We start from the raw sequence: 24,999 nt of genomic DNA on the forward strand, positions 1-24,999 counted from the left end.
TTTATAAATTAGGCACTTTAATTACATCACCAATGCGAAGCTGAGTAGAAGGCGTTAAATTATTCAGCTCAGCCAACAAATTAGTTTCTAAACCATATTTACTTGCGAGGCCAATTAACGTATCCCCACGCTTCACTTTGTATTCCACAACAGTTTTTGGAATAATAATATTTTGACCGCGCTGTAAGTTAGCACTTGCTTTTAATGCATTCATTTCAGCAAGTTCACGCACTGAAATACCCGCACGACTCGCAATACTATTTAAAGACTCACCAGATTTAACAGTATATCTTTCAGTATTTTTACCCGCCGCAACTGCTTTAGTTGAAGTCTTGGTATCTACTTTAGCTGTTTCTACTGTAGGTACATCACCTGTTAGCTTTAAACGCTGCCCGACACGCACGCTACTGTTGCGTGAAAGACCATTTAATGAAGCAAGGTAGTCCAATTGTAAATGGTAGCGGTTAGCGATATTACCTAAGCTATCACCAGACTTAACAGTATAAGTTTCTGGAGTTTCTTCTTTCGTATTTTTAGAAGATTTAGTTGGAGCTTCTTCAACTGTACCTGTGAGTTTTAAGCGTTGACCAGCGCGTAAGCCAGCCGTACGAGACAAACCATTTAAGTCAGCCAAATAGCTAGTTTGCAAATTATATTTACTCGCAATCGCATTTAAGCTATCGCCAGACTGTACAACGTATTGTTCAGGAACACTTAAGCCTGCTGGTACTTTTAACGTTTGACCAAGCTGTACATGGCTATTTGCTTTTAAGTTATTTAACTCGGCTAACTCAGCTAGGCTAATTTTTGATTTGGTTGCAATACTCGATAAAGTATCACCACGTTGTACTTTATAGCCTTCTGTTTTATAAGACACATTTGCTGACGCTTTCTCAGTTTTAGTAGAGGTCTTAGTTTCAGCTACTTCATCTACAGTAATATCTTGTGTAGGCACATTAATTTTTTGGCCGACCAACAAATTACTACCTGCCGTTAAACCTGGGGTTAACTCAGCAAGTTCCTGATTCGAGAGCGCATAACGATCTGCAATTAATTTCAAGTATTCACCACGCTTCACAGTATAGCTCTTAGTTGCTATACGTTTTGCACTTGCCTGAACTGCTTTTGGCTCGGCTTTAGTACTTGAGCGGCTATTCTTTGGTTCTTTTAACTGTAGTTTTTGCCCTACAAATAAGCCATCTGTCACTGATAAATCGTTATATTCAGCCAATTGTCTTACTGACAAATTAAACTGGTTTGCGACACCACTTAAGCTATCGTTAGCCTGAACCACATATACATCAGGTTTAGCTGTGCTTTTCGAAGTCGTTTGAGTTTCTTGTGGCTTAGCGTCATAAAGATAAAGCGTTGAACCAACATATAACGTTTTTTCAGGGTCAATCTGGTTCCACTTCGCAACATCGCGCCAGTTTACGCCGTTTTTCATCGCAATAACGGCTAAAGTATCACCCGGTAAAACTGTATAGGTACTACGTTTGCCTTTAGGCTGCACAACCACTACATCTGTATCAGTTTTAATGTAAGGCTTGTCTTTATTGCGCTGGCCATCTTCAGAATTAGCTACACTCACGTCTTCAGCTAAAGTTTTTGGATATGCAAAACCTTTACTTACTTCTTTACCTTGTTGCTCTGCAACCGATTGGCTCGTTTGAATCGCAGTTAACTTAATTTTGCCGTCATAAGGATCAACAATTTCCGTTCCTTGTGGGGCAAGAGCTTTCAACTCAGCAACCACCTGATCTTTTTCAGCCTGTGTTGGTTGTGGCTCTAAAGCTTGCTGAACTGTTTCTTTCTCACCTTCAGCTCGAACTGCCGCTAAAATCTTCTCACGCTCTGCAGCCGAGATTGGTGGCTCCGTCTTCACTTGCTTAATGTTTGCCGCTGGTGTCACAGCGACAGGAATACGTGGAGCACTCGGTACATCAGCTGAAGCTGCAAACGCGGCTAAAGCATCAGACCCGCGAGGTGTTGAAGTTTTTACTGTGCTAGAGCTACTTGTTGTTTTAGTAGGTGTTGACGGTTTAACTGGTTGAACCTGATTTGCAGGTGTTGTCTTAATTGTTACCGAGGTTGAAGCACTTACATCTGGCTTAGATGGTGAAGTCACATTTGCCCACCAACCTGAACCGCCACCCGATTTAAGACGTTTTAATTTATTGTCAATTGAAGGACTTAAATCTGCTGGAATCAAGATACGCATTGGACTTGCAGGGTCTACCATTTCACCACGATATCCCGGGTTTAATGCATAGAGTTCCGAACGGCTTAATCCAGCTACAGAAGCAATTTCGCTTAAAGATAAAGGTGCAGATAAAGTCACTTCACGGAAATGGGGTCTATTTGCAATTGGTGGTAAAGAAATACCGTAAGCTTTTGGGTTTTTAATAATTTGGGCAACAGCCAAGAAACGTGGAACATAGTTCATGGTCTCTTGAGGTAATTTTAATGACCAATAATCTGTTGGTAGGCCAGCTGCCTGATTTCGGTTAATCGCCTGTTGAATACGTCCAGGACCTGCGTTATAGGCTGCTAAAGCGAGTTCCCAAGAGCCAAATTGGTTATATAAGCTTCCTAAAAACTCATACGCTGCACGGGTCGACTCAACAACATCTCGACGCCCGTCATACGTACCTGTCTGCTTTAAGCCATAAATACGACCAGTACTCGGAATAAACTGCCATAGACCTGCTGCAGCTGCACTACTTGTTGCAGCTGGGTCATATGAACTTTCAATTACAGGTAATAATGCAAGTTCTGTCGGCAATCCGCGGCGTTCAGCTTCTTTAACTGTATGATACAAATAACGACTTGCGCGGGCACTTAATCGATCAAGGTAAGGCTGACGAGAAATAAACCAACTACGCTGAGCTTCAATACGTGAATCCCAATGGTTTAGATCCATTTTGAAACCTACAGACATACGCTTCCAGACATCACCGTGCTTTAAAATAAGCAGACGGTCACCCTCTACAGCACGCATATCAGTTGCTGAAAGTAAGTCTTCCAACGAATCAAGACTACTCGCATCTAAATAACCTGCACCACTGACCTGTTTTGATTTTGAGGTTTTTGCAGATTGCGGAGTCGATGAACAGCCTGTTGTAATACCCAACGCAGCTAACGCAGAGCTAAGTACGGTAATTTTGAACAATGATGCTGCAGATGGCTGCCACACAAATGTGGTTGGTTTATACATAAAAACTTCCAAACAACTCGCGTAATATTTTTTTGGGGTCTGCCCACAAACCCTGGGTCTTCGATGCCATTGTAGTAAAGCATGCAAGATAGACAAGGCAATAATTTAATGTCATTTGCATGGAAATGTTACAAGAAATTAAAAAAACCTTGCTTTGATACGATGGAACCGAACTTTTTGCGTATACAATACACCATATTCAGTTCTTTTTCTTTTAGTTTAGGTTTCGATTTATGTCTCAAACAATCACACTGTATGTTGATGGTGCATGTCGTGGCAATCCGGGTTTAGGTGGTTGGGGCGCATATGTCATTACTGAACAGGGTGAACATAAATTATTTGGTGGTGAGCCGGATACGACCAATAACCGTATGGAACTCACTGCTGCCATTGAAGGTGTTTCATTTTGCCCAGCCGATGCTCACTTAATTATCTGGACAGATTCAAATTATGTGAAGCAAGGTATTACTGAGTGGATTCATGGCTGGAAAAAGAAAAACTGGAAAGATGTAAAAAATCCTGACCTTTGGCAGAAATTAGATGCTGTCTGTGCAGGTAGAAATATAGAGTGGAACTGGATTAAAGGCCATGCAGGACATCCGGGCAATGAAATGGCAGACCAGTTAGCTAATTTAGGTGCAGACAAAACTGCTAAAGAACTCAAGCAACCACAGCCTGCCACTGTACCGCAAGATATAAAAAAGCCTGAACAGGACTGGTTACTAGACGACCCTTTCGGATTTGATCTGGCAGAAGTAACTGAAGAGGAAAATATTCACCTTGAGGCAACTGAAGAAGTTGAGATGATTATTGAAGATGAAGAAGTTATCGAAGTTGAAACTGCCGAGCAAGAAAGTAAGCAGCTAACCAAAAATATTCATCCTCAAATCGTTGTGACCGAAGCCAAATTAAAATTACAAGGTCCTCGCCAACTGATTCTCGATACGGAAACCACTGGTTTTTATTTCCAAGATGGCGACCGTATTATCGAGGTGGGCGCGATTGAGATGATTAACCGTAAGCTTACCGGTAGCTCAATTCATATTTATATTAACCCACAAAAACCAGTGGGAGATTCAGAAAACGTCCACGGGATCAGTGATGATTTCTTAAAAGATAAACCGCTCTATGCGGATATTGCAGACACCTTGTTTGATTATCTCAAAGGTGCAGAGATTATTGCCCATAACGCAACCTTCGATATGAACTTCCTTGATATGGAGTTTAAACGCGCAGGACTTCCTGCGCTTTCTGAAGTGTGTGAGGTAACGGATACTTTAGCTTTAGCGAAGAACAAACATCCAGGGCAAAAAAACTCCCTTGATGCACTCGTAAGACGTTATGAAATTCCGGCACGTGACCGTACTTTCCACGGCGCATTACTCGATGCTGAAATTCTTGCTGATGTTTATTTAGCAATGACTGGTGGTCAGGTTTCTTTTGATATAGATGCCTTATCTCAGAGTGAAAATAGCCAGCAAACAACCAATAGAAGCAGAGTTCAAATTGACCTTCCTGTAATTTACCCTTCTGAGGAAGAGTTAAATACACATGAGACTTGGGTCAAAGAATATGAGGAAAAACACGGAGAACCTTGCCTTTTTGCAAAATAAATTTTTGATTCTTTAGTGTTTTTAGCTTTTCCCCTTTGCAAGTTAAGTTATATTAGTCGCATAGATTTTTAGCTCAATTTAATGAGCACTACGAATATAACAATTGATTTTTTTGCAAAGGGGAACGTTTATGTCTGAGCATACGTCGATTCATTTCGATCCAACAGCCTTACTCATCATTAAACATGAAATTGATCGTTCAATAAAACTGGTTGAAGGTGCTGTAAGTACCTTAATTGAAGAACAAACTCTCCCTTTTGGTATTGATGATGCATTAGAACAGTTTAAGCAATGCACTCAAGTACTACGCTTAATTGATATCCCCTATCTTGCAAAAATCACTCAATATTCAACTGAGTTGATGCAAAAAATTATTGCGAATCCAGCACAAATTAATACTGATGATGTCATTGCCTTAAGCGAAGGCACGACCATGGTAAAACGTTATATTGAATTTATCTGTTTGCGCGAAATACAAGTTCCACAGTTTCTTCTTACGACCTTAAATAATTTAGAATTAGCTTTAAATAAACCACTGACTACATCAGGACAGGCTCTTGTTCCCTTACTTGCAGATACTTCGCTCGAACTGCCTTCGCCTGAAATATTAATTAGTGAAAAAACTCAGTTCATCCATCAACTCTATAAATTATCTCTACATCAATTTTTAAAAAAGACAGCATCAGCTCAGAATTTTCAAGCCTTTAAACTTATTGCAACCTATTTGCTCAGCATGGCGAACACTCAGCCAAGCCAACAATATTGGCAGCTCGTCAATTATGCTTTTAACCATATTGATGACCTACCTTTAAATGATTCACGCCTACGTGTACTCATTAATATCGAAAATCAGATTGGTCAGTTCTTAGCAACTCCGGAAACTTTCAAGCCTGATTTAGCTGAACTTGCAGATATTTTAAGTATTGTCATTGCTCAAGAAGATGAGATTGCCCACCATATTCGCAACCAACTTCATATAGGTGAGGAAACACCAACAGATACTCAATTACTCGTTTTAAGTCGCCATCTTTTTGGTCCTGACTTTGACACGATGCACACCGTCAGCCAATTAATCTTGGATGAAATGAATAAAGTGCGTAATGATATTGAGTACAACTATCAAAATATGTCGTCTGAAAAAGCACAGCAACTCCAAGCGAGCCTTTTACAGCTGGCCTATACCTTTAAACTTCTTAATCTAGATGACGCCTCATCTGCACTTTCTCAGCAAGCTACTAGTTTAAGTCAACTTAACATTTTAAGTGATGAGAACTATGCGCAGCAGCTGATGAACAGTATTTTGTCGGCCATGAACTCAATTGGTATTTTAGTACGTCAATTCACCTCGAATCGTTTACAACTTAATGTGAACAATACGGATATTTCTTTAGATCGTCTTGATGAAGCACACCAAGCCTTGCTTATTGAGACAAAAAATTTAATTGATTTTATCTGTCAAAGTCTGACTTTGTATGCAAATGATCAAACACAAAATATTGAAGCAATTGCAGGTTCGTTAAAAGAGTTAGCGGGTGCAGCCGAATTTTTAGGAAGCACGATTCAACAACAAGCTTTACTCCAAACTGCTCAATTTGTTCAAGAGCAACTTGAACAAAAACAGCCTTTTAATACAGACCAAATTCACTGTATTTTTAACGTATTAGCAGGTATTGACATGTTAGTTGACAATTTAAAAAATAAACAACCTGTTCTACAATCCATGTTTAATGTAGCATTGTCGAGTAGTCAACAACTTCAAAAAAAGGCAGCTTAATGTCTGAATTATCACTTGCTTATATTTTCCATCATCAACAATTACTGGTTGACCAGAACCTTCAATTACCCAAAGTCGAAAAGTTAGCAAGTGATTTACTTTTCACTCATGATGAGCAGGTCATTGCGCGTGACTTGCTTGCTGAGGAACCTATTCCCGAAGGCTTACAACTTGTTCCAATTCGCCAGCTTATTACCAGTTGGTCGAAAGAACAGTTTTTGCAAGCGAGTCGAGCTGTTCAATTACTTGAATGGCGACGTAACCATAAATTTTGTAGCCACTGTGGACATCCGACAGAAGTTCATCCAACCGAATATGCAATGGTGTGCCCTTCTTGTCGCTATCACCAATACCCTCGTGTAAACCCTTGCATTATTACCGTCATTACTCGTGGTGATGATGAAATCTTACTCGCGAAGTCGGTTCACAATAAAACCAACATGTATGGTTTGATTGCAGGTTTTGTTGAGGTGGGTGAAACACTTGAAGAAGCAGTACAACGTGAAGCCTTCGAAGAAGTCGGTTTAAAACTCAAAAATATTCAATATATGTCAAGTCAGCCTTGGCCATTCCCAAGTAACCTTATGGTAGCTTTTCGGGCAGAATATGAGTCGGGTGAAATTAAGCTTCAAGAAGAAGAAATTGCAGATGCACAATTCTTCAAAATTGATCAATTACCTGAGATTCCATTTAAAGGAAGTATTGCTCATTCAATGATTATGCAGATTACCCAAGCTGGGTAATCTGCTGTGTTTTAAACGAGACTTTCGTTTAAAACACTTCTTCAAGAAAATGTAAGATCGTTCTTTTCGTTCTAAAATAATGGCTAATAAAACTAGAAAGACTAGCTAAAATTGTAATATGGCCAGTTTTAGGAATCACGGCGATATGGCTGTGATTTCCACTTTGTCTTAAAGCGCGATCCAAATCTAATGTATTTTCTTTACCGACAAGCTGATCATTTTCAGCCATGAGCAAGTAATGTTTAATACTATTTTGGTTGACGAAATAGTATGGCATCACCTCTTGATAAGAAATACTTTGATCAAAAGCATCTTCAGCTAGTGGGTCACCCTTATAATCAAAATGATAAGGTCCAGCTAAACCAAAAATTGCCTTAATATTGCCTAAACACTGAATAGGGTTTGGTTTTGGATGATAAACAGCAGACATGACATTAAATGCCCCTGCCGAATGCCCCATAAGTACAATATTTTCTGTAGAGATTTCCAGCTTTTCTTGGTTTTGATGTAAATAATTCAATGCCTGAGTCAAGTCATCAACAAAACTTGGAAAAATATTTTTAGGCGCTAATTGATAGTTAATAACTGCAACGTCATAACCTTCTTTAGCAAATGTTTCGCCAATAAAAAGATAATCTCGTTTATTACCATGCTGCCAAGCACCACCATGTACAAAAACGATAAGCGGCTGATGTGCTAGTTTTTTAACAGATCGGTAAATATCCAAACGGTGACGCGGTTTTAAACCATAACGGACATTGGCAACCTGTTCAAAACCATCTTTAGGCGTAAAACGGTTTAAAGCAAAACTCCCCAAATCATAAAGGCGGAACTCTTTATAAAGAGTTCGCGCCTGTTCAATTTTGCTTTGTAGTTGTTCAATCAGATTCATATATTACTGTGCATTCGAAGCTGGATCTGTTTGGTCAGGATCAATTGCAACAGGAGTTTGAACTGTTGGTTGAGCAATGACGTTATTAATAACCGGAGTAGCCGTTGCACTTGCAGTACTCGCTGCTGGTGCAGGCGCTAAATCAACGTTATCAATTAAAGTAACAATTTTAGTTACGTTACCCACATTTTGTAAGACGCTATTCAAATCATTAATTTCAGCAGTATTTAAACGTCCCATGACATAAAGTACGCCGTCTTCGGTATGTACGAGAACCTTACTATCAGAAACTACAGGTGCCTTCATTAAAAGCGCACGTGTATTGGCAGTTACACCCGCGTCTTGCATAATCGTGTTGTAGCTGACTTTATTACCAACGGTAATGTAGTTATGTACAGCTTTCACATCGCTCATGGCTTTAAGATTATCTTCTGCCAATTGTTTTAAATATGGGTCTGGCACTTGTCCTGTTAATAAAACAGTACTGTGGAAGCTTTCGATATTAATACGTGACTGCTTAAAGCGCTGATCAAGTTTATAAAGGTTGATATTTGCTGTACGTTTAATTGAAGAGTCAATGAACACTTGGCCCAAACTGCGGACACCGCTGTCTGTTCCGACTGGAGCTGTGCCTGTTCCACCAGAAATAAAACTTGCGCAACCCGATAAACTTGCGACACAAAGCATTGTTACAGCAATACGGTTTAACACTCCACCAGACTCCTATCAATCTTTTCTTGGCTTGATCATAAAGCATCAGACTTAAATTTGCTCAAAAGAGTAATGAACTCTTAATCCAAAGTAAATGCATTTTCGATCCATTGCAGATCATAATGGAATTTTGAAAAGTCTTGCTGTACTGTTTTTGCAATTTTCTGTGGAAAATCAAAACAAATCACATCAAAACGACAATAAAATTCCTGATAAGATGGATAGCACTGTAAAAAACGCATCGCAGTTTTGATAATTTTCTTCTGCTTTGTCCATGTCACCATTTCACAAGCTTGCCCATAATTTCCTATAGTACGTGCCTTTACCTCTACAAAAACCAGTTCTTGCCCTCTTTTAACAATCAAATCCACTTCACCACGGCGTGAATGATAATTGCTGGTTACCCACACATAGTTTTGTGCTTGTAACAGGCCTAACGCCGTTTGTTCTGCCCATTTACCCAACTGCTGTGCTAACAACATTTTTATCTTCCCCAAGTTAAAAGTAGCATCACATATTTTTATATTTAAGTTTTTGTTAAATCTATCTGTATTTTCTGGCTTAAATTGAACAAATGAAAATCAGTTCATTTTCCAAAAGCCAAGGTTCACAGACATTGTTCACGCCCAAATCATAATTTCGGGTAAACTACTCGATTAAAATTGTTTATCTGTACGGAGTAAAACCAAATGAGTGCTCAGTTATTCGTTGTAGCCACCCCAATCGGGCACTTAGATGATATGACTTTCCGTGCAATTGATATTTTAAAATCAGTTTCTATTGTCGCTGCCGAAGATACACGTCAATCAGCCCAACTATTTAAGCACTATAATATATCGACTCAACTTACTGCATGTCATGATCATAACGAAAGCAATAAAATTGAGCAGTTAGTTCAAAGATTACTTGCGGGTGACAATGTTGCTTTAATTAGTGATGCAGGTACGCCGCTTATTAGCGACCCTGGTTTTAAATTAGTTCGTGCTGCTCAAGAACATGGCATTAGAGTTGTGCCTGTGCCTGGTGCATGTGCGGCAATTGCTGCTTTAAGTGCAGTTGGTTTACCAAGTGACCGTTTTAGTTTTGAAGGCTTTTTACCATCAAAAGCTTCTCAACGTATCTCTCAATTAGAAAAACTCAAAAATGAAACTCAAACCTTAATTTTCTATGAAGCACCACACCGTATTTTAGAATGTGTAAAAAATATGGCAGAGGTATTTGGTGAAAATCGCCCAGTTGGTTTCGCACGTGAAATCACTAAAACCTTTGAAACGATCAAAAAAATGACCTTAAAAGATTTGGTCAGCTTTATTGAAAACGACCATAACCAAGAAAAAGGTGAAATTGTACTTGTAGTTGGCGGCGCACCAGAAAAAACAGATCTTGAACAAGAAAAACTAGATGAGCTTTTAAAACGCTTACTTCAAGACTTATCAGTTAAAGCGGCATCTCAACTTGCTGCCGATTTAACAGGTATTAAGAAAAAAGTTGCTTATCAACGTGCGCTTGAGTTAACCCAATCTTAAACTTATCTCAATATCTGTTTTGCTGACTGAACAATCGTTTCAGTCAGTGCATCAAGTTGCTTCGACTGCCTTTTCCAATGGTGCCAATATAAAGGAATATCAAGTTGAGCCTCAGGCATAATATCAACAAGTGTTCCATTTTCGAGTAATGATTGAACCTGTAGCTCGGGCACCATGCCATATCCCAAACCTAGTTGAATTGCTTTAACGAAAGCATCTGTCGCCGGAATAAAACTATAAGGATAACTCTGCATTGGTAAACCGTATTCTTTTAATAAAACTTCCGAATGCATTAAATCTTTATGGTTAAAAATTACAGCTGGTGCATTTCTTAAAACTTCTCGGTCAATTCCACCACTAAACCACCGTTTTACAAATTCGGCTGATGCCAGCATTTTATAACGCATTTTCCCAAGAGGCTGAGCTAAACAACCCGCCATAACTTGCTCTTCTGCCGAGATACAGGCATTGACCTGTCCCGTTTCAAGCAAAGTATGTGTGTGAGATTGATCGTCAATTTTTACTTCTAATACAATTTTTTCTTTAAAAAGCGTTTGCTGAATGCACGGTAAAAGCCAAGTGGCTAATGAGTCTGCATTTGAAGCCAAAGCAATTTTATAAAATTCAGATTCAGAAGATTTCCCCATTAAACCTTGTAATAAATTTTGCTCCATCAGTCTGGTATGACGTAAGTGCTGCAATAAAGTTTGCCCTGCTTGAGTGAGTACGCAGGGGCGTCCGCGTATGATTAGGACCTGCCCTAAATATTTTTCTAAGGCCTGTACACGTAACGACACTGCCGACGGAGTAATATATAAATGCTCACCTGCGGCATCAAAACTACCTACCTCTGCTACTGCCAGAAAGGCTTCACATTGTTTACTATCGAGCATATCAAACCTAAATTAATTTTAGCTAAACCTAAATATTCTTAATTTTACTTATTTCTTAATAAAAAGTCAGATAATTCCCACATCTGATTTTTTCAAACTTACTTATTGTCATGTTATCTCTCAGCATATTTTTTAAAGGTTTCGGTATTGGCAGCGGCCTGATTGTAGCGATTGGAGCCCAAAACGCTTTTGTTTTAAAGCAGGGTCTGAAACAACAATACGTATTTTGGCTATGTTTAATTTGTGCATTGTCTGATTCGATTCTAATCGCTTTGGGTGTATTAGGTTTTGCCGAAATCATGACTGCATCACCCATCTTAATTACTATTGCTAAATATTTAGGGGCAACGTTTTTATTCGTTTACGGTGCAAAGGCATTCTATGCTGCATTTAAAACCACTCAAAGTATGGAACTTGATAACGGTCAAAAACAGACGTTAACTCAAGCACTAGTGACCTGTCTTACCTTTACTTGGCTTAATCCACACGTCTATTTAGATACTATTGTTTTGATTGGTTCAGTAGCAACCCAGCTAGAAGATAAAATTAGTTTTGCTTTGGGCAGTATTCTTGCTTCTTGGATCTTCTTTTTCAGTCTAGGTTATGGTGCAAAATTATTGAAGCCGTTATTTACCAATCCTAAAGCTTGGAAAATTTTAGATTTCATTATTGGATGTATTATGTGGTGTATTGCCCTAACACTTTTGTTTTAATGGCTTAAAAGTAAAAAAGGATCATATAAAAGATCCTTTTTTATTGCTCTTTTATGATGCTTCACTGCCAAGCACAACTCTTGCCTGTTTTCTTTCTTGCTGTGACTGTTTTATAACAGCGTAGCCGGAGGATACTCCCAAGTAAGCAATGACAAAGGCAACCAATAAATCGGGAAATACACTGCCCGTTCCAAACACTCCAACCGCCGCTAAAATTACAGCAATATTGGCAATTGAGTCATTTCGACTACACAACCAAACAGAGCGCATATTGGCATCACCATCACGAAATGCATAAAGCATAAGGGCGACGGAAACATTAGCAATTAAGGCTATTACTCCAATTGCCCCCATGACCATTGGTTCCGGTGGAACTCCATAAAAATATGACCAAACCACTTTCGCAATGACAAAAACGCCGAAAGCTACCATCGTTATTCCTTTAAGTAGTGCCGCTGTCGCACGCCAATATAAACTCATCGAAAGGACGACTAAAGATAATGCATAGTTTGCTGCGTCTCCGGCAAAATCTAATGCATCTGCCCAAAGTGAAACGGATTGGGCTTTGTATCCCCCCAAGATTTCAACCACGAACATTAAGGCATTAATTACAAGCGCAATCCATAACGCTTTTCTAAAACGTGGACTGACTTTCTTGGTAGGAGAGCATGTTGAAGCACAACCACATCCAGCCATTTTATTTCCTCAAAAACTCTTTTATAGTGATTAAAAACCCTCGAGTAACTCCAGAGTCAAGTCTTATGAGTCTTTCTATTGGTCAATTATCAAAAAAAGCGGGTATTCCAATTGATACGATCCGTTATTACGAAAAAGTAGGTGTGCTGGAGCGTATTCAGCGTTCAGAAAATAATTATCGTGTTTATACGGAGCAAACTCTTGCGGACCTTTTATTTATTAAGCATTGCCGTGAATTAGATATTTCTCTCAACGATATTAAAACGTTAAAAGAAATGAAAGCTCAGCCGAAACAGGCTTGTACGGAAGTTGATAATTTGGTGAATAAATACTTGATTGAAGTATCTGAAAAAATCGAACGATTATTACTTTTAAAAGAATCTTTAATTGATTTAAAACAGCACTGCTCTACCAATCGAACAGTAGATGAGTGTGGGATTTTGAAAGAACTTCAAAACGCACCTTAAAAATAAAAAAGCATCACTCTTGTGATGCTTTTTAGAATTAATGGTCGCTATGTTCATCTGGAGGAACTTCGGTAATTCTTCCCCCTCGAGCTAGAAATGCGGCAACTTCATCTTCCAACGCTTGGCGCTGTTTTTGTTTAGCAGTCACAGTCAGCGTTTCTGCCTCAGCAATGTCAGTATCATTAATACTGCTTGCTTCTTCATCAGCTGCACCGCTTTCAGCTGCCTTTGCTTCATCTTCATCTACAGCAGAATCTTCTGCATCTTCATAATCATTGATATCTGACATTTTTCACTCCCCAGAATGATTTCTATTGCATCATCGCTATGGTCCCAAGACCTCAGAAATTTAGCAATCTCTTTGCATTTAGCAAAGAGCCAAATTGGTCAAATGTGTATCTTTTTCAACCCAATTGGTAATGATATATAAATGATTGCTTAAAAAATATCTACTGATATTTATTTAGACCAGTAGAGCATAAACTACGTCATTATTTTAACGACTATACTGGGTGTTTTGTAAAGACCCTAAACCGTTTGCTTGTTGCATAAAACGCTCTTTTAAGAAGGAAATTTGTTCAACTTGCTTGAGTCCAACATTCCGAGCCCAGATAAATGGAAATAGCTCACTACTTTCCAACCAGCCAATTGCCGACATGCTATGCATCATTGCATCATTTTGGCCTTTACGGCGATGCTCATAACGCAACAATGTCTGTTCATTTGCCCATACACCTCGTGCTAAGTCATGTAGTAGTGCATCACAGAGTACAGCTGCATCTAGACAGCCAATATTTACCCCTTGTCCAGCAAGTGGATGAATAACATGTGCTGCATCTCCAATTAAAGCTAAACCAGCTTTAACATATTGTTTTGCAGCGCGAGCTTTAAGCGGGAATTGTGCTCTTGAACGAACGTCTAACACTTCACCTAACATATGCTGACTTTCTCGAGTTAAAAGCTGCATAAACTCATGATCGGTTAAAGCGGAATATTCATCGGCATAATCATCAGGTAGTGTCCAGACAATGGATTGCCAGTATCCATTCTCACTTTCTTCAAGGCTAGCCATCGGCAAATATGCTAAAGGCCCGGTCGGTAAGAAAATTTGACGAGCTACATAATTGTGGGGTTTAGATGTTTTGATGGCACAACTAATCGCTGCTTGCTTGTAATCTAATACGTCTAGATCAATAAAAGCCTGTTCTCGTACAAATGAATTGGCGCCATCAGCACCAATAAGCAGCTTAGTTTTAAGTGTAGTACCATCTGCCAATTGAATATGCCAACACCCCACACCCTGCTCAATACGAGTCACACGAACCTGAGTGCGATAATCTGTTAGTTGCTCAAGCATTTTTTGTTGAATAGCAACATTCAATACACTTGGCTCAACCATAGAACCCAAGGACTGTTCCGGCATTGGTCTTTGTATGGACTCATGACCAAAATTAATTTCACCATAGCCATTCAGATTCCACACCTGCATGCCCGTATAAGGCATTTGACGTGCCAGATCATCCCAAACATTGACAGTTTTAAGTAAATGAATGGTCGCTTGGCTGAGGGCTAAAACACGCGGGTTCATCACACCCAGTGTCTTTTCAACATCCAGTACAGGAGCAGCATCAAGCACAGTAGGCTGTACACCGCCTTGGGCAAGCAATAAAGCAGTTAAACCACCAACCAGTCCACCACCAACAATGACAACATCTAATATTTCACTCATGCTTTTAGCCCCATTGCATAGTTCGCTACCAGTGGCTTAACCCCCGGAATGACATCAAATGCAATTAATCCCGTATTACGAATTAATTTTAATAATGGATTTTGGTTACTAAAACCACGAACGACAGTATCACAGAACTTAATCACTCGTTGTTGGTCTGACAAACGAGCTTGTTCATAGGCAAGTAAATTATCAGGGTTACCAATATCATCAGAAGCGGTTAGCTGGTTCACTAAATAACGCACCAAAACATCCGCATCACGTAAGCATAGGTTAAAGCCCTGTCCTGCAACAGGATGGATGGTATGCGCTGCATTACCCATTAAAATAACGCGACCTACAGCTTGTTTATGTGCAAGCACTTGCGAAAGTGGATAACTAAAACGTTTGCCGGTTTTTTCAAATTTACCCGCTCGGTCACCGTAAGTTTGTTGTAAAGCATTTAAAAAGTGCTGATCATTTTCATCGCCTAACCACTCACCTTCTGTGCCTTTTTTTACAGGCCATACAACCGAACGGCGATATTCACCCGGTAAAGGCAATAAAGCTAAAGGACCTAATGCACTAAAACGCTCAAATCCTACTTGGTCATGAGGTTTTGAGGTCTGAACAGTTGTAACAATTGCAACCTGATCATAATCATGAACATCAACACCGACGCCAATTGCCTGACGACAAAAAGAGTCACGTCCATCTGCTGCGATTAGTAGTTTTGACTCAAGTTTTAAGACTTCTTCTCCACGCTTGGCTTCAATATGTACTTGTTCAGCATCTTGAGTTAAAGCAGTCACCTGTACGCCATCAATCAGCTCAATCAAAGGCTGCTGACGTACTTGAGTCAATAAAACACGGCCAAGCCAAGCATTTTCAATCACTTGCCCAAAGCTTTCGACTTTTTCTTGTTCTGCAATTAAGCGCGCCTTACCAAAACTACCTTGTTCAGTAATGTGAACTTGTAGAATTGGAGTCGCATGTTGCTGTAATGCATCCCATAACCCCAGCTTTTGGTAAATCTGTACACTACGACGCGATAAAGCGGTATTACGCGCATCAAAACTAGAATGATAAGGAGCAACATTTTGATCATCATAGTTTGGGTATTTCACAGCCTCTAACAGCTTTACTGCAATATTAGCCTTCGCCAGCATGAGTGAAAGGCTAAGTCCAACCATTCCCCCACCTACAATAATCACTTGTTGTTGCATCGAGTTGTGCTCCTTTGGCGAATACGTTTAATTATGATTTAGCTTGTGCCATTAAATGTTCAATATCTGCAATATTTTTAACTACATCAGCAGTTAAAACTCGTGGACCTTTCGATGTTGCGACTACATCATCTTCAATACGAATACCAATACCACGCCATTTTTTATCTACAGTTTCATCGTCTGGTGCAATGTATATGCCTGGTTCAACGGTAACGACCATACCTTCTTCATATTGACGCCAGTCTTCACCTTTTTTGTAAGATCCGACATCATGTACATCCATACCTAACCAATGGCCTGTACCATGCATATAAAATTGACGGTATGCTTCGGTTTCGATGAGCTCGTTAACATCCCCGTTGAGCAGACCTAAATCCACTAAGCCTTTGGTTAAAATTTTAACTGCGACTTCATGAGGTTCACGGTATGAATTACCAATACGTACTGCATCAATTGCGGCATATTGAGAGGCTAATACAACTTCATATAATGCTTTTTGCTCAGCACTAAACTTACCATTTACCGGAAAAGTACGGGTAATATCTGACGCATAGAATTCATATTCACATGCAGCATCAATTAAGACCAAATCACCATCTTTGAGTGGTTGGTTATTTTCAATATAGTGCAAAATACAAGCATTGGCGCCGCCACCGACAATACTGTTATAAGACGGGACACAGCCATTTTGCCCAAAAATATAATTGAGTTCGGCTTCAAGTGCATATTCCATCATACCTGGACGCACCATTTGCATCGCACGGGTATGTGCCTTGGCACTAATTTTTGAAGCAATTTGCATCAGCTCAAGTTCTTGGGATGACTTGATTAAACGCATTTCATCCACAATACGGTCGAGCTGAATCAGTTGAGCCGGAGCACCTTGATGTCGGTGCTCAGCATCTGCTTTTTTAATCCACTGACTTACCCGTGCATCAAATGCAGCATTTTGCCCAATCCGATAATAAAGACGCTCTTTATTTAATAACTTTTCAATAATTTCTTCATCAAGCAGATCAATTGCATAGGCTTCATCTGCATCATATTCTTCAATCGCGCCATCAATTCCGGCACGGTAACCATTCCAGATTTCCATCTCGCGGTTACGTTCACGGCAGAAAAGACTATAACTATAGTCAGTTACATCCTCAAAGGTTTCAATAACTGCAACTGCTTCAGGCTCAGCAAAGCCCGTCAAATAGAAAAAACTACTATCGGCACGGAATTTATAATCCGCATCACGATTACGGTACATCTCCTCACGCGTTGCAATAATTGTAATACTGTTAGGACCCATTTTTTCTGCCAGACGGTCTCTACGATGTTGAAAATCAGCTTGAGGCAATTTCATAATGATCTACTTGATTTAGAATTTTAAAGTCAAAAAATAAAATACAACCAATAACACATCGCCTCAATTAGCTTGGGCGATGTGGTGTGAACATTTCTACAATATTCTGATCTGTACCTAGAGCAGCAGTTTTACTTTTTGCATGAAAGTTTTTCAATAAAGAACTTTCAGCTACAGTGATTTTTTTTCTGCCAATAGACAAGCTTACAGGGATTAAGCGTACAAATTCATACAATTCTTCGTAACTGCTTTCACCTTCCTCATCATTGTCAGAATCTTCAAATTCGACTGCTGCAACATCTTGAAGGTGTTCGATCAATTCCCGCTCATCACCGCGCACATGACCAGATGCTAAACCGAAACCTAATACAACACCCGCACACCAATCAGATAATGCCTGCACACGCTCTTGAAGTAGATGTTCATCGTCTGGAAGCATTGGTAGATAATCTAATTCGTCTTCCGATAAAGCATGAACTACATCTTCTGCTTCGTCAGTTAAAAGTGCTAAAGCATCTTCACTTAACTCTGGCACATTAAGGGTTGTTAAAATTTGTGACCATTCTTCACGCGTAGGCGCTTCTGTCACACAAACAATACCTGTTAACAGACCATGTAACTCACTAGGGCTTGAAATTTCTTCAATTCCTTCAAAATGAGCGTTCCAATCTGTCCAGCCTGAAATATCGTCTTGCATTCGTTTATCCAATCTCTATACTTTGTATATATTACCTTTGATTGCAATTCTGTGCGACCTCGTTATGTTAGAACAATTACAGCGGCTACAAGCGCATATTAGCGTTTTAAAAACACGCTTACATCATTTAGAGAGTGAACATGCGGCCCTCTCAGAAGCTAAAGAACTGGCTGAAACAGAGCATCACGCACAAGTTGTGCAAAAAAATAGTATTATCACTAAAAAACAAGAGGAAATTGAGTCGGTAACTGAGCAACTCACTCAGTTAAAAGGCCAATTTCAACAGTTGAATCAAGATGCTAACACACTTGCTGAACGTTATAGCCGATTAGAAAAGAGCACGACTGATTTAAAAAATCGTTTTCAGGAAATTCTTGCAGAACGCAATGAATTACGTGTTGCAAAAGAAAAGTTACAAGCCCACCAGCGTCAAACCCAGCAAGAGCTGCATGATTTACAACAAGATCGTGATCGTTTGTTACAAAAAAATGAGCTTGCCAAATCAAAAGTTGAAGCGATTATTCAACGTTTGGGAATTTTAGGCACCGCTCAAGATCAACATGCCCAAGAAATCCAGCAGCTTGCCCATCCTAATGCTGAAACTGGTGAGGAGACCCAATCATGAGTGAACAAGTCATGGTAGAGCTTAGGCTGATTGAGCAGACTTTTAGACTCGCTACTACCGCAGATAAAAAAGATGAACTTGAACGTGCAGCACAGCTACTCAATGAGAAGTTTAATGATATGCGCCGTAGTGCCCCACGTGTTGAGCACAACAAACTAGTCATTATGGTTGCCCTACAGTTAACTCAAGAAGTGCTGAGCCTTAATAAATCTTTGCAGGAATACACTCATTGCGAACGCCTCTTGCAAACAATTTTAGAAGAAGTTGAACAAGTCGTTTAATCAACTTCTATCAATACAAAAATGCCTTGTATTCTAAAACATAGATGCAAGGCATTTTTATTGAGAGTAAAACTCCAGTTGAATATTCTTTTCTGTACTCTAATGTACAAAGCTTCATCAAACGCAAACTAAGTTTACAGTTCCATAAACTCAAGTGATTGCCATCAGGGTCAGATCGGTTATACTTAAGCTATCTCTGGGATGTTCGCCAGCGGGTCTATTCCCCTGCCGATACTTAAACTTATGGATTGCGTTCTGTATATTTAGAGTGTATGCCTACCTTCGAGTAGGAAACCCAGCAAGTATACGTCGCGTCCACCTTGAACTCATCGGGTTCAGGGTAACGACACATGCAGCGGCATCTTCGGAGCATTTACTTTTCATTGTTGTTCAAGCACTGTTCATACCAAGCTGTCTGAAAATCTTCTATTGCTTTTCTTTTAAAGAAACCAGTTTTAAATATTTTCGCAGAATAAGCAGAATTAATTAAATCTTGATAAAGTTGTTTTGCTTCTGGATCTTTCAGGCTATTCGCTATTTGCTGCAAGTCTTCAGATGGAACTTTTTGTTGACGTGCCTCCATTACAGTATAAGCAACCTTTTTTACTACATTGCAAATTTGCGGATCACTTACCGTTTCATCCGCATAACAACCACAAGCCAAAAAACTAAGAAAAAATAATTTAAACTTCATACACCTACCTTATTTTTATAGCTTTAAACTAATTAAAAAATCTTATTAATAAAAAAGAAATAGTGATTTGATCACTATTTCTTTGAAAGAGTTTTACGCGGGATTAATTATATAAAAATAAATAACAAGACCCACTAAAATGGTTGATGCAATGGTTAAATAGGTTCCAACCGTATTAAAACTCTGTAAGAACTTTAAGATTTCCATATCTTGATCCCCAAACTATTACTTATTTAAGACAAAAGAAAATTTATCATAAGTCAATAATGCCAATCAATTCACACTTATCGGATTTTTTGAGATAAAACTCGCTTAAATTTATTGATTACATTTAATCCCGAAAGCATCCTTATAGTAGTCAGTTGCACTTTTCAGATCAGATAACAACTTTTCTTCAGTATAAGGTTTAGGCGAAATTTTTATTAAAGCGGGCATGTATTGAGTTTTATAAACCTCAGGATAGTCATGACATAAAATTTTGACCTTAACATCTTGAGGTGTATTTGGGTTATCTAACTGATCTAAAAACTCTCCGATTTTACGATCTGACTCTTCAAATTGGGCTTTATAATCAACTTCCGCTGCTTCAGGCTCTGCTTGTTTTGTACAGCCACCAAGTAGCATTAAAGTGCTGATAGTAAGGGTTAGAATTTTTAACTTCATAGGCTTAGTAATGATGCATCAATCTTTTAAATATACTTAACCTTATTAAATGTAAAGAAATACTGGTGATACGTAAAGAAATAGAAATTTTTACCTTTAAATAGGATGTGTCAGATTACTTTATGATTATTAATCCAATGAATTTAAGGTGCTTTTCTAATTACTCTTCTATTTCCATAAAGCTGTCAAAAAATAGGTATACTTTTGCACGACTGATCTCTAATTTCTTTAGATTTACCCCATGAATGAACTCAGCTTTATTAGAAAAAATTTAAGATCTAAAAGACGTTCTTTAACTTCATTTGAACAAAAACAAGCTCAGCTTGGTGTTCTTCATCATCTCAACACCCTTCCTATTTTTCATTCTTCAAAAAAAATTGGCCTATATTTACATGCCTTTGGTGAAGTTCATACAGAGCTTCTCATAGATCTATGTTTTAAAAAGAATAAACAAGTTTATTTACCGATGATTTGCTCTATGAATCAACGTTTAGTTTGGGTAAAAATATCTAAAAACCAATATATAAACCGACGGTTTTCACATCATCCATTGGGTATGAAAGAACCTATGGCAAGCAGAGCAAAACATGTGTCTTCTCTTGATTTATTACTCATGCCACTTTTAGCATGCGATCAATATGGTACGCGTATTGGTATGGGAGGTGGTTATTATGATCGTACCTTGGCTACTGCAAAACATCAGCCTTATCGCTTAGGAATAGCTCATCAATTTCAATTTATTGAATATACTCTAAAACGCCAAAGTTGGGACCAACCCTTAGATGCCTTACTTACCCCACAACGTGTTTATCATTTTAAAAGATAATATTTATATGAAAATTAAAATTAGTCTTAAATTTTTAATGTCCCTAAAATCATAAAAGTAACCACCCTAAGGATGGTTACTTCTACGTGACAGACCGATTTACCAACTTATAGTAACACGGCTATTTAATGTTCAATATTAAATAAGTTTTGCATTATTGTTAATTATACAATGCCGATAAATGACATAAGAAAATGGTTATTTTCCATCCAAACGTCTTTTCTACTATATGAATATTTCACAATTATTAAGCTAAATTACTTATCCTTTCTACAAGATTTTATTCTTCTTAAGAATTAATCCTTTGATTCATAATATTTTAATAAAAAAGTTGACTAAATTAGTCATTTTTTCCACATTTTCTCTAGTAAGGCCCTTGTAATTTTTAAAATACACATCACTATAAAAAACATGGCAACCTCGTTGTCACTCATTAGGAGTGCCCATGTCTGAACTTATTATGAATGAAAAAACTGACTTAGAGCCTCAGGTTCCAAGTGTATTACCACTTTTAGCGTTGCGCGATGTCGTGGTTTATCCACACATGCAAATTGCGTTATTCGTGGGTCGTGAAAAATCGATCAATGCAGTTGATGTGGCTCGTAACAGTGACAATTTAGTATTTGTAGTTGCGCAAAAAGATTCGCTTACAGAAGAAATTGATCACGATAACCTTTATCAGTACGGAACTGTCGCTAAGATTGTTCAAGTCGTAAATCATGAGAATGATGAAAACTGCATTAAAGTACTTATTGAAGGTTTACATCGCTCTAAACTTGAAAAGATTATCGATGAAGATAGTCATTTGACTGCTGAGCACAGCTTAAGTCCAATGACAATTAACGTAGATAAAGCTACTCAAGAAGCTCGTTTGCAAGAGTTACGTACTTTATTTGCTCAATATGCTGAAGCAAAATTACGTAATGCGCGTGAACTCGTTGCTGCGGCTAATAAAATTGAAGACTTGCTACAACTCATGTTCTTCGTAGCAACACGTGTACCTCTAAATATTGAAATTAAACAGAAGTTTTTAGAGTACGATGAGTTTGAAGCACATTTGCAAGAGCTGATGAACTACTTGGTAAATCAATCTGCAGAACAGCAAATTGAACAAACTTTGCATGACAGCGTAAAACGCCAAATGGAAAAAAACCAACGTGAATACTTTCTAAATGAAAAAATGAAAGTCATTCAACGTGAACTTTCCGACATGAATGGCGGTGCTGAAGATGACGTTGCCGAAATAGAGAAACGTCTTGCTGAAGCTGATTTACCTGAACACGTACGTAAAAAAGCTGAAGCTGAGTTCCGTAAGCTTAAAGCAATGCAGCCTGCCTCTAGTGAAGCTGCTGTTGTACGTAACTATCTAGAAGTAATTTTAGATACGCCGTGGAATAAAGCGAGCAAAGTAAGTATTAACCTTGCGAAAGCACAGGAAATTCTCGATACCGATCACTACGGCTTAGATGACGTTAAAGATCGTATTGTTGAATACTTAGCTGTTCAGTCACGTGTTAAAAAGCTCAAAGGTCCGATTCTATGTTTAGTAGGCCCTCCGGGTGTAGGTAAAACTTCACTTGGTGAATCTGTAGCGAAAGCAACAGGTCGTGAGTTTGTTCGCATGGCGCTTGGTGGCGTACGTGATGAAGCAGAAATTCGTGGACACCGTCGTACTTATATTGGTGCGATGCCAGGTAAAATTGTGCAGTCTTTAACAAAAGTCGGCGTGAAGAACCCATTGTTCTTACTCGATGAAATTGACAAGATGGCTCAAGACTACCGTGGTGACCCTGCTTCTGCATTGCTTGAAGTACTTGATCCATCACAAAACAGTAAGTTCAACGATCACTATTTAGATCTTGATCTTGACCTATCTGAAGTGATGTTTATCTGTACTGCAAACAGTATGAATATTCCAGAAGCATTGCTTGACCGTATGGAAGTGATTCGTCTACCGGGTTATACCGAAGATGAAAAAGTTAACATTGCTGAACGTTACCTTGTTCCAAAAGCAATTAAGAACAATGGACTACGTGCAAAAGAGTTAACAATCCATGAAGAAGCGATTCGTGACATTGTTCAACGCTACACACGTGAAGCTGGTGTACGTAATTTAGAACGTGAAGTATCTAAAATTGCACGTAAGGTAGTAAAAGAAGCCGTAAGTAAAAAGTCTAAAAACTTACAGCTTGATGTGACTTCTGCCAATCTTCCAGAATACTTAGGTCCACATAAGTTTGACTTTGGTATTGCAGAAGATGAAGCTCAAGTAGGACGCGTCAATGGTCTAGCTTGGACATCTGTAGGTGGTGAGTTACTTACTATTGAAGTTGCAGCTGTCAAAGGTAAAGGTAAATTTATTACGACCGGTTCACTCGGCGACGTTATGAAAGAATCTATTACTACCGCAATGACTTTAGTACGTACACGCGCTGATGAATTAGGTATTGAAGCTTCTCGTTTTGAAGAAACTGATGTACATGTTCACTTACCTGAAGGTGCAACACCAAAAGATGGTCCATCTGCTGGTTTAGCATTAACAACTGCGCTTGTATCAGCATTTACAGGTATTGCAATTCGTCCTGATATTGCAATGACTGGTGAAACAAGCTTAGGTGGTCGTGCAATGCGTATTGGTGGCTTAAAAGAAAAACTTCTTGCAGCACACCGCGGTGGAATCAAGCTTGTCTTTATTCCTCAAGATAACGTTCGTGACTTGGCAGAAATTCCTGCGAATGTTAAAGAAGGTTTGGAAATCAAAGCTGTGAAAAGTATTGATGACATCTTACCTTTAGCATTAGTTTCGATGCCAAAACCTTTGCCTAAAACACCGATTGTGAAACCGGTGGAAGGTTCAAAAGCAGCACGTCACTAATTAAAAATAAAAAAGAGAGAGCTTCGGCTCTCTTTTTTTTGTTACACAATTTGATTGAAAAATATCCAACCATCCTCATAATAGGTATTAAGAGTATTTAATTACTTTAAGTATTCTTCGTTATCTCTTCTTTTATAGATAACCTTGTTTTTATTCTCTATGATCATCTGAACTCCAGACAGATGATCATTTGATCGCAGTCCAACACAGTTTTTTGGACTGCGTTTTTTATGCCTGTCTTTTAAGATCATCAGTTGCTTTCATTCCTCAGGTATAATGCGCCAGCTGTTTTTGAATGAATAGATAATATGAAAATTCGTATTCTGACCATTGGTCAAAAAATGCCTGCTTGGGTTCTTACTGGTTTTGAAGATTATTTCAAACGCATCCAACCTTTTGTTCAAACCCAAGTCATTGAACTGCCTATGGCCAAACGTGGTAAGAATGATTCAGAAGCGGATATTTTAAAATATTGCCAAGTTGAAGGTGAAAGTATTTTAAATGCTTTAAAACCGAATGAAACTTTAATTGCACTAGAAGTTGGTGGTCGTGAACTCAGTACAGAAAAATTAGCTGAGACAATGAAACAGTGGATGCTGGAAGGTAATGATGTAGCTCTCGCAATTGGCGGCCCAGATGGTTTATCAGATCAAGTACGTAAAGCTGCCGCATGGCATTGGTCACTTTCAAAACTCACCATGCCTCACCCTTTGGTACGTGTTTTATTAATCGAGCAACTATATCGGGCGATGAGTATTAATCACAATCACCCTTATCATCGTGCATAAAAGGAACAAACGTTTCA

25 protein-coding genes and 1 other RNA gene are annotated in these 24,999 nt (G+C 38.7%); 12 read left to right on the forward strand and 14 right to left on the reverse strand.

The annotated features are described in order from the left end of the window. Nucleotide 1: 1 nt before the first annotated feature. Nucleotides 2-3,217, reverse strand: a complete 3,216-nt coding sequence (locus tag POD11_RS02085; protein ID WP_262456151.1) for a LysM peptidoglycan-binding domain-containing protein — start codon at nt 3,215-3,217, stop codon at nt 2-4. Nucleotides 3,218-3,450: 233 nt separating this feature from the next. Here POD11_RS02085 and dnaQ point away from each other — a divergent pair, with 233 nt between their 5' ends. The 3 genes from dnaQ to nudC all read left to right on the forward strand — a co-directional run bounded on the left by dnaQ (nt 3,451) and on the right by nudC (nt 7,347). Then, the gene (gene dnaQ / locus POD11_RS02090; RefSeq protein ID WP_262456152.1) at nt 3,451-4,830 is read left to right on the forward strand and encodes a DNA polymerase III subunit epsilon; all 1,380 of its coding nucleotides are present in this window, start codon (nt 3,451-3,453) and stop codon (nt 4,828-4,830) included. 130 nt (nt 4,831-4,960) lie between these two features. Continuing rightward, nucleotides 4,961-6,604, forward strand: coding sequence for a chemotaxis protein (locus POD11_RS02095; RefSeq protein WP_224993172.1), 1,644 nt, complete (start codon nt 4,961-4,963; stop codon nt 6,602-6,604). Beyond that, nucleotides 6,604-7,347 (forward strand): NAD(+) diphosphatase, encoded by a 744-nt coding sequence (nudC, locus tag POD11_RS02100; protein WP_005070517.1) that lies wholly within the window; start codon nt 6,604-6,606, stop codon nt 7,345-7,347. The genes POD11_RS02095 and nudC overlap by 1 nt, the downstream gene beginning before the upstream one ends. A gap of 28 nt (nt 7,348-7,375) precedes the next feature. Here nudC and POD11_RS02105 read toward each other — a convergent pair whose 3' ends face one another. The 3 genes from POD11_RS02105 to POD11_RS02115 all read right to left on the reverse strand — a co-directional run bounded on the left by POD11_RS02105 (nt 7,376) and on the right by POD11_RS02115 (nt 9,432). After that, nucleotides 7,376-8,239: an alpha/beta hydrolase gene (locus POD11_RS02105; RefSeq protein ID WP_016141851.1), complete on the reverse strand. Its 864-nt coding sequence runs from the start codon at nt 8,237-8,239 to the stop codon at nt 7,376-7,378. A gap of 3 nt (nt 8,240-8,242) precedes the next feature. Further along, the gene (locus tag POD11_RS02110; RefSeq protein ID WP_016141852.1) at nt 8,243-8,950 is read right to left on the reverse strand and encodes a BON domain-containing protein; all 708 of its coding nucleotides are present in this window, start codon (nt 8,948-8,950) and stop codon (nt 8,243-8,245) included. Between the two features lie 80 nt (nt 8,951-9,030). Continuing rightward, on the reverse strand, nt 9,031-9,432 hold the full coding sequence (locus POD11_RS02115) for a YraN family protein (RefSeq protein WP_262456153.1): 402 nt from the start codon (nt 9,430-9,432) through the stop codon (nt 9,031-9,033). Between the two features lie 207 nt (nt 9,433-9,639). On the opposite strand from POD11_RS02115, the gene rsmI reads away from it, so the two are divergent. Beyond that, entirely contained in the window at nt 9,640-10,476 is an 837-nt protein-coding gene (rsmI, locus tag POD11_RS02120) for a 16S rRNA (cytidine(1402)-2'-O)-methyltransferase (RefSeq protein WP_262456154.1), read from the forward strand. A 2-nt stretch (nt 10,477-10,478) separates the two neighbouring features. On the opposite strand, the gene POD11_RS02125 is transcribed toward rsmI, so the two are convergent. Beyond that, nucleotides 10,479-11,369: a LysR family transcriptional regulator ArgP gene (locus tag POD11_RS02125; RefSeq protein ID WP_262456155.1), complete on the reverse strand. Its 891-nt coding sequence runs from the start codon at nt 11,367-11,369 to the stop codon at nt 10,479-10,481. A gap of 110 nt (nt 11,370-11,479) precedes the next feature. On the opposite strand from POD11_RS02125, the gene POD11_RS02130 reads away from it, so the two are divergent. After that, nucleotides 11,480-12,082, forward strand: a complete 603-nt coding sequence (locus tag POD11_RS02130; RefSeq protein ID WP_262456156.1) for a LysE/ArgO family amino acid transporter — start codon at nt 11,480-11,482, stop codon at nt 12,080-12,082. A 51-nt stretch (nt 12,083-12,133) separates the two neighbouring features. Here the strand turns inward: POD11_RS02130 and POD11_RS02135 are convergent, their stop codons facing one another. After that, the gene (locus POD11_RS02135; protein WP_262456157.1) at nt 12,134-12,778 is read right to left on the reverse strand and encodes a cation transporter; all 645 of its coding nucleotides are present in this window, start codon (nt 12,776-12,778) and stop codon (nt 12,134-12,136) included. A 65-nt stretch (nt 12,779-12,843) separates the two neighbouring features. On the opposite strand from POD11_RS02135, the gene POD11_RS02140 reads away from it, so the two are divergent. Then, nucleotides 12,844-13,245, forward strand: a complete 402-nt coding sequence (locus tag POD11_RS02140; RefSeq protein WP_262456158.1) for a Cd(II)/Pb(II)-responsive transcriptional regulator — start codon at nt 12,844-12,846, stop codon at nt 13,243-13,245. A gap of 37 nt (nt 13,246-13,282) precedes the next feature. On the opposite strand, the gene POD11_RS02145 is transcribed toward POD11_RS02140, so the two are convergent. The 5 genes from POD11_RS02145 to POD11_RS02165 form a co-directional block, all read right to left on the reverse strand. Further along, a complete protein-coding gene (locus tag POD11_RS02145; RefSeq protein ID WP_002117665.1) occupies nt 13,283-13,534 on the reverse strand; it encodes a hypothetical protein in 252 nt (83 codons plus the stop codon). Between the two features lie 207 nt (nt 13,535-13,741). Further along, entirely contained in the window at nt 13,742-14,974 is a 1,233-nt protein-coding gene (locus POD11_RS02150; RefSeq protein ID WP_262456159.1) for an FAD-dependent monooxygenase, read from the reverse strand. Further along, nucleotides 14,971-16,179 (reverse strand): 2-octaprenyl-6-methoxyphenyl hydroxylase, encoded by a 1,209-nt coding sequence (ubiH, locus tag POD11_RS02155; RefSeq protein WP_239976351.1) that lies wholly within the window; start codon nt 16,177-16,179, stop codon nt 14,971-14,973. The genes POD11_RS02150 and ubiH overlap by 4 nt, the downstream gene beginning before the upstream one ends. A gap of 31 nt (nt 16,180-16,210) precedes the next feature. Continuing rightward, nucleotides 16,211-17,533 carry a Xaa-Pro aminopeptidase gene (gene pepP, locus POD11_RS02160; protein ID WP_262456160.1) on the reverse strand — a complete coding sequence of 441 codons (1,323 nt, stop codon included), beginning with the start codon at nt 17,531-17,533 and terminating at the stop codon, nt 16,211-16,213. 67 nt (nt 17,534-17,600) lie between these two features. Further along, nucleotides 17,601-18,230 (reverse strand): UPF0149 family protein, encoded by a 630-nt coding sequence (locus POD11_RS02165; protein ID WP_005802891.1) that lies wholly within the window; start codon nt 18,228-18,230, stop codon nt 17,601-17,603. A gap of 64 nt (nt 18,231-18,294) precedes the next feature. Here POD11_RS02165 and POD11_RS02170 point away from each other — a divergent pair, with 64 nt between their 5' ends. From POD11_RS02170 to ssrS, 3 genes are all read left to right on the forward strand, one after another. After that, nucleotides 18,295-18,855, forward strand: coding sequence for a hypothetical protein (locus POD11_RS02170; protein WP_016141862.1), 561 nt, complete (start codon nt 18,295-18,297; stop codon nt 18,853-18,855). Beyond that, nucleotides 18,852-19,136, forward strand: a complete 285-nt coding sequence (locus tag POD11_RS02175) for a cell division protein ZapA (protein ID WP_016141863.1) — start codon at nt 18,852-18,854, stop codon at nt 19,134-19,136. Before POD11_RS02170 ends, POD11_RS02175 begins: the two co-directional genes overlap by 4 nt. A 190-nt stretch (nt 19,137-19,326) precedes the next feature. After that, nucleotides 19,327-19,511, forward strand: a non-coding RNA gene (ssrS, locus tag POD11_RS02180) — 6S RNA. Here the strand turns inward: ssrS and POD11_RS02185 are convergent. The 3 genes from POD11_RS02185 to POD11_RS02195 all read right to left on the reverse strand — a co-directional run bounded on the left by POD11_RS02185 (nt 19,510) and on the right by POD11_RS02195 (nt 20,493). After that, nucleotides 19,510-19,830: a hypothetical protein gene (locus POD11_RS02185; protein ID WP_239968456.1), complete on the reverse strand. Its 321-nt coding sequence runs from the start codon at nt 19,828-19,830 to the stop codon at nt 19,510-19,512. The two genes, ssrS and POD11_RS02185, sit on opposite strands and share 2 nt — an antisense overlap. A gap of 93 nt (nt 19,831-19,923) precedes the next feature. Next, nucleotides 19,924-20,037: a hypothetical protein gene (locus POD11_RS02190; RefSeq protein WP_239976348.1), complete on the reverse strand. Its 114-nt coding sequence runs from the start codon at nt 20,035-20,037 to the stop codon at nt 19,924-19,926. A 111-nt stretch (nt 20,038-20,148) separates the two neighbouring features. Beyond that, a complete protein-coding gene (locus POD11_RS02195; RefSeq protein WP_016141866.1) occupies nt 20,149-20,493 on the reverse strand; it encodes a hypothetical protein in 345 nt (114 codons plus the stop codon). A gap of 241 nt (nt 20,494-20,734) precedes the next feature. Between POD11_RS02195 and POD11_RS02200 the strand changes: the two genes are divergently transcribed. From POD11_RS02200 to rlmH, 3 genes are all read left to right on the forward strand, one after another. Beyond that, nucleotides 20,735-21,319 (forward strand): 5-formyltetrahydrofolate cyclo-ligase, encoded by a 585-nt coding sequence (locus POD11_RS02200; protein WP_262456162.1) that lies wholly within the window; start codon nt 20,735-20,737, stop codon nt 21,317-21,319. A 445-nt stretch (nt 21,320-21,764) separates the two neighbouring features. Next, on the forward strand, nt 21,765-24,194 hold the full coding sequence (gene lon, locus POD11_RS02205) for an endopeptidase La (protein WP_262456163.1): 2,430 nt from the start codon (nt 21,765-21,767) through the stop codon (nt 24,192-24,194). Between the two features lie 308 nt (nt 24,195-24,502). After that, nucleotides 24,503-24,982, forward strand: coding sequence for a 23S rRNA (pseudouridine(1915)-N(3))-methyltransferase RlmH (gene rlmH / locus POD11_RS02210; RefSeq protein WP_224993159.1), 480 nt, complete (start codon nt 24,503-24,505; stop codon nt 24,980-24,982). Nucleotides 24,983-24,999 lie beyond the last annotated feature (17 nt).

Origin of the sequence: Acinetobacter sp. P1(2023) (assembly GCF_028367635.1) — a bacterium.
In the GTDB taxonomy this organism is placed as follows: domain Bacteria; phylum Pseudomonadota; class Gammaproteobacteria; order Pseudomonadales; family Moraxellaceae; genus Acinetobacter; species Acinetobacter pittii_E.

Excerpts from the sequence above, each read along its gene's own strand:
- POD11_RS02105 (WP_016141851.1), bottom strand. The coding sequence starts at position 8,239 with ATGAATCTGATTGAACAACTACAAAGCAAAATTGAACAGGCGCGAACT.
- POD11_RS02135 (WP_262456157.1), bottom strand. The coding sequence starts at position 12,778 with ATGGCTGGATGTGGTTGTGCTTCAACATGCTCTCCTACCAAGAAAGTC.
- dnaQ (WP_262456152.1), top strand. The coding sequence starts at position 3,451 with ATGTCTCAAACAATCACACTGTATGTTGATGGTGCATGTCGTGGCAAT.
- rlmH (WP_224993159.1), top strand. The coding sequence starts at position 24,503 with ATGAAAATTCGTATTCTGACCATTGGTCAAAAAATGCCTGCTTGGGTT.
- POD11_RS02145 (WP_002117665.1), bottom strand. The coding sequence starts at position 13,534 with ATGTCAGATATCAATGATTATGAAGATGCAGAAGATTCTGCTGTAGAT.
- nudC (WP_005070517.1), top strand. The coding sequence starts at position 6,604 with ATGTCTGAATTATCACTTGCTTATATTTTCCATCATCAACAATTACTG.
- ubiH (WP_239976351.1), bottom strand. The coding sequence starts at position 16,179 with ATGCAACAACAAGTGATTATTGTAGGTGGGGGAATGGTTGGACTTAGC.
- POD11_RS02140 (WP_262456158.1), top strand. The coding sequence starts at position 12,844 with ATGAGTCTTTCTATTGGTCAATTATCAAAAAAAGCGGGTATTCCAATT.
- POD11_RS02200 (WP_262456162.1), top strand. The coding sequence starts at position 20,735 with ATGAATGAACTCAGCTTTATTAGAAAAAATTTAAGATCTAAAAGACGT.
- POD11_RS02165 (WP_005802891.1), bottom strand. The coding sequence starts at position 18,230 with ATGCAAGACGATATTTCAGGCTGGACAGATTGGAACGCTCATTTTGAA.
- lon (WP_262456163.1), top strand. The coding sequence starts at position 21,765 with ATGTCTGAACTTATTATGAATGAAAAAACTGACTTAGAGCCTCAGGTT.
- POD11_RS02085 (WP_262456151.1), bottom strand. The coding sequence starts at position 3,217 with ATGTATAAACCAACCACATTTGTGTGGCAGCCATCTGCAGCATCATTG.
- POD11_RS02150 (WP_262456159.1), bottom strand. The coding sequence starts at position 14,974 with ATGAGTGAAATATTAGATGTTGTCATTGTTGGTGGTGGACTGGTTGGT.
- POD11_RS02170 (WP_016141862.1), top strand. The coding sequence starts at position 18,295 with ATGTTAGAACAATTACAGCGGCTACAAGCGCATATTAGCGTTTTAAAA.
- POD11_RS02130 (WP_262456156.1), top strand. The coding sequence starts at position 11,480 with ATGTTATCTCTCAGCATATTTTTTAAAGGTTTCGGTATTGGCAGCGGC.
- pepP (WP_262456160.1), bottom strand. The coding sequence starts at position 17,533 with ATGAAATTGCCTCAAGCTGATTTTCAACATCGTAGAGACCGTCTGGCA.
- POD11_RS02125 (WP_262456155.1), bottom strand. The coding sequence starts at position 11,369 with ATGCTCGATAGTAAACAATGTGAAGCCTTTCTGGCAGTAGCAGAGGTA.
- POD11_RS02195 (WP_016141866.1), bottom strand. The coding sequence starts at position 20,493 with ATGAAGTTAAAAATTCTAACCCTTACTATCAGCACTTTAATGCTACTT.
- rsmI (WP_262456154.1), top strand. The coding sequence starts at position 9,640 with ATGAGTGCTCAGTTATTCGTTGTAGCCACCCCAATCGGGCACTTAGAT.
- POD11_RS02175 (WP_016141863.1), top strand. The coding sequence starts at position 18,852 with ATGAGTGAACAAGTCATGGTAGAGCTTAGGCTGATTGAGCAGACTTTT.
- POD11_RS02185 (WP_239968456.1), bottom strand. The coding sequence starts at position 19,830 with ATGAAGTTTAAATTATTTTTTCTTAGTTTTTTGGCTTGTGGTTGTTAT.
- POD11_RS02190 (WP_239976348.1), bottom strand. The coding sequence starts at position 20,037 with ATGGAAATCTTAAAGTTCTTACAGAGTTTTAATACGGTTGGAACCTAT.
- POD11_RS02095 (WP_224993172.1), top strand. The coding sequence starts at position 4,961 with ATGTCTGAGCATACGTCGATTCATTTCGATCCAACAGCCTTACTCATC.
- POD11_RS02115 (WP_262456153.1), bottom strand. The coding sequence starts at position 9,432 with ATGTTGTTAGCACAGCAGTTGGGTAAATGGGCAGAACAAACGGCGTTA.